This is a genomic window from Mesorhizobium sp. M7A.F.Ca.US.002.01.1.1, from assembly GCF_004022955.1.
Lineage (GTDB): Bacteria > Pseudomonadota > Alphaproteobacteria > Rhizobiales > Rhizobiaceae > Mesorhizobium > Mesorhizobium ciceri.
In genome coordinates this window covers 1-2986 of the sequence record NZ_RZQE01000601.1, presented here as the reverse complement: position 1 = coordinate 2986, position 2986 = coordinate 1, and the positions used below count along the sequence as shown (strand labels likewise).

At 59.7% G+C, this 2986-nt stretch carries 4 protein-coding genes; 2 read left to right on the top strand and 2 right to left on the bottom strand.

The window, feature by feature from the left end; translation table 11 throughout:
• Window positions 1-675, top strand: a 675-nt coding sequence (locus EN932_RS32660; RefSeq protein WP_164890747.1) for an NAD-binding protein, incomplete at its 5' end; no start/stop codon positions are given.
• A 206-nt stretch (window positions 676-881) separates the two neighbouring features.
• A complete protein-coding gene (locus EN932_RS32655; protein WP_063168057.1) occupies window positions 882-2189 on the top strand; it encodes an outer membrane beta-barrel protein in 1308 nt (435 codons plus the stop codon).
• Here EN932_RS32655 and EN932_RS38215 read toward each other — a convergent pair.
• On the bottom strand, window positions 2186-2359 hold the full coding sequence (locus EN932_RS38215; protein WP_164890746.1) for a hypothetical protein: 174 nt from the start codon (window positions 2357-2359) through the stop codon (window positions 2186-2188). The two genes, EN932_RS32655 and EN932_RS38215, sit on opposite strands and share 4 nt — an antisense overlap.
• A 63-nt stretch (window positions 2360-2422) precedes the next feature.
• Window positions 2423-2890, bottom strand: coding sequence for a DUF1203 domain-containing protein (locus tag EN932_RS32650; protein ID WP_127385344.1), 468 nt, complete (start codon window positions 2888-2890; stop codon window positions 2423-2425).
• Window positions 2891-2986: the final 96 nt, after the last annotated feature.

The following is a 2986-nucleotide window of genomic DNA, read 5'->3' as shown; positions in this document are numbered from 1 at the left end:
GCGCTGCAGAAGGCCAATGGCGGCCGCGGCGTGCTGCTGGGCGGCGTGCCCGGCGTGCTGCCCGGCAAGGTCACCGTGCTCGGCGGTGGCGTCGTCGGCCTGCACGCGGCCAGGATGGCGGCCGGCCTTGGCGCCGACGTCACCATCATCGACCGCTCGATCCCGAGATTGCGCCAGCTCGACGATCTCTTCGCCGGCCGCGTCCACACTCGTTACTCGACTGTCGAGGCGCTGGAAGAAGAGTGTTTTTCAGCCGACATCGTCGTCGGCGCGGTGCTGATCCCGGGTGCCGCGGCGCCAAAACTGGTTTCGCGCGAAATGCTGTCGGGCATGAAGAAAGGCTCGGTGCTGGTCGATGTCGCCATCGACCAGGGCGGCTGCTTCGAGACCTCGCACGCCACCACCCATGCCGACCCGACCTATGAGGTCGACGGCGTCATCCACTATTGCGTCGCCAACATGCCGGGTGCCGTGCCCGTCACGTCGGCCCACGCGCTCAACAACGCGACGCTTCACTACGGCCTGCAGCTCGCCGACAAGGGCCTCAAGGCGCTGGTCGACGATCACCACCTGCGCAACGGCCTCAATGTCCACAAGGGCAAGATCACCAACCGCGCAGTCGCCGAGGCGCTCGGCTACGAACTGGTCGAGCCGAAAGCGGTACTCGCCGCCTGATTTTCGCGAAAAACAGCTCCTTTCAATCCAGCCCGCCGGTTCCATGCCGGCGGGTTTTTTCTTGCGAGCCTGTTTTTCAGGCAAAGCATGGCGTCGAAAGATGTGACGCTACGGCACTTTGCTCATCATTGTTGCATATTTGTCATTCCCGTGCCGGCCGGTTCCCTGCTAGAGACATTCTGGGTTTACTCATGGGGTACGGGCATATGTTCATTCGCACATCCGCGAAATCTTTTCTTCTTGGTGCTGTTTCTGCTGTGGCTTTGATATCTGCTGCTCACGCAGCAGACGTCGTGCAGCCGGTAGAAGAAGCTGCCGGCTTTAACTGGAGCGGTCTATACGTTGGTTTTGGCGTCGGCGCCGGTGCCAACGTACACAAGCTCAGCAGCGATTTTATTCCAGTCTCGCTGAACGGCATTGGTGGCGAAGGCGTCTACGGTGAGCTGACGGTTGGCTATGACTATATGGTCGCGCCGCGGTTCCTCATCGGAGGTCTGCTGGACGCTCACGTCGGCAACATCGGGACCACGCTGGACATTACGGGATTCGACGCTTCGATCAAGGAAACCTACGGTTTCGACGCTGGCCTGCGTCTCGGCTACCTCTTGACGCCAAACACTCTGGGATACGTGCTGGGTGGCTATTCCTGGCAGAAGTACAAGCTCGATACGAACGCTGGCTTCGACTTTGATTGGGATCAGAGCGGGTATTTTGTCGGAGGTGGCATCGAAACGGCCATCAACAGCAATTGGACGATCAAGACTGAGTATCGCTATACGGGCTTCGGGACCAAGGACGATCTTCTTTCCGAGGCTGGCATCGTCGGGGTTCCGGACGGTCTCCTCAATCTTGACACCTCGCGCCATACTTTCCAGATCGCAGCCAATTACCGTTTCGGTGCCCAGAACGGCGGCGGTGCTGCCTTCGAGACGCCAGCCTACAACTGGACCGGCTTCTATATCGGCGGCGCTGGTGGTGCCGGTGCGTCCGTGCACCAGATCAACGTTCCGCCGCTCGGCGACCTGGAATTCAATGGTCTCGGTGGCGAAGGTGCCTTTGGTGAACTGAACGTCGGCTACGATCATGACTTCGGCAGCTGGGTCGCAGGCGTCATGGTCGATGCACGCTACTCCGGCATGACTTCCAAGCTGGATCTCGGCGGCGGATCGATCAACGTCGATACGGACTATGGGTTCGATGTGTTGGGCCGCGTTGGCATGAAGATGAACGAATCGACCCTTGCCTATGCGCTTGCCGGCTATAGCTGGCAGCATTTCGACCTGAACGCTTCCGACCCGATCGGCGACATCCTCGACTGGGGCTCCAGCGGCTTCTCGGTCGGTGGCGGACTGGAAACGGCTCTGTCCAGCAATGTCACCGTTGGCCTCGAATATCGCTATTCGCAGTTCGCCAAGAAGGACTTTTCTTCGGAATTCGGCGCACCTGACGACACCCTTACCTCGACTTCCTCTTTCCACACCGTGCGCCTCGGCGCGAAGTACAAGTTCAACTAAAAGGCCCTCCAGCCAAACAGTTGCGGCCCGTCGGCCATGCCGGCGGCTTTTTTCTTGCGTGGAATACGTCTGCTCCAAACGCAGGCAACAAAAAAGCGGAGCCAAAGCCCCGCTTCCTCGATGTCGAGATTTGCCGCCGGTTCATCCGCGGTCGGCAAATCGATCGACAATGGCTTTCTATCGCGACTATGCGACGGGAGTACGACAGCTGTTTCCAGCGGCTAATCTCAACCTCAAGCGCGCTCGATGCGGCACTGGTAGCAATTGTTGCGCGCCGAGCGGACATGGATGTAGGCGATCTCGTCGCTTTCCAACAAGGTCTTGGCCCGCCCGGTGATGTCTCCGGTCGAGATCACGCCGCCGCTGCCATAGACGATACGATCATCCCTGCCATAGCCGCGCACGATGTAGTCGGGGCTTTCGAGAATCTCGGGCAGCGCCTCGCTCTCGGCAGCGCGGTCGCATGCCTCGGCATGCAGGAAGATCGGCCCGGTTTCGGCATAGGGCTGAAGCTCCGGGAATGGCCTGTATGCCAGAACAAGATAGGCATCGCCGGCTCCTATGTTCTTCAAACAATGCCGGCAAGGCATGCCGTCACCGTCGGAGATCTTTCGCTCGGGCGTTTGGCCATAAGCATCGACGCCACCACGCTGCAGCGTCCTGACAGCTTCGGTCGGCAAAGCTTTGAACTGGATGGTCATGGAAAAATCTCCGGTGTCGTGATTGGAAATTATGTCCTTGAACCCTCGCCGCCCACCCGATTCCTGCCAAATGTCGAAAAGCCGATCGCCCCTCGG

What these genes read in the sequence shown, in the direction of transcription:
- EN932_RS32650 (WP_127385344.1), bottom strand. Translation starts at nt 2,890, where the DNA reads ATGACCATCCAGTTCAAAGCTTTGCCGACCGAAGCTGTCAGGACGCTG.
- EN932_RS32655 (WP_063168057.1), top strand. Translation starts at nt 882, where the DNA reads ATGTTCATTCGCACATCCGCGAAATCTTTTCTTCTTGGTGCTGTTTCT.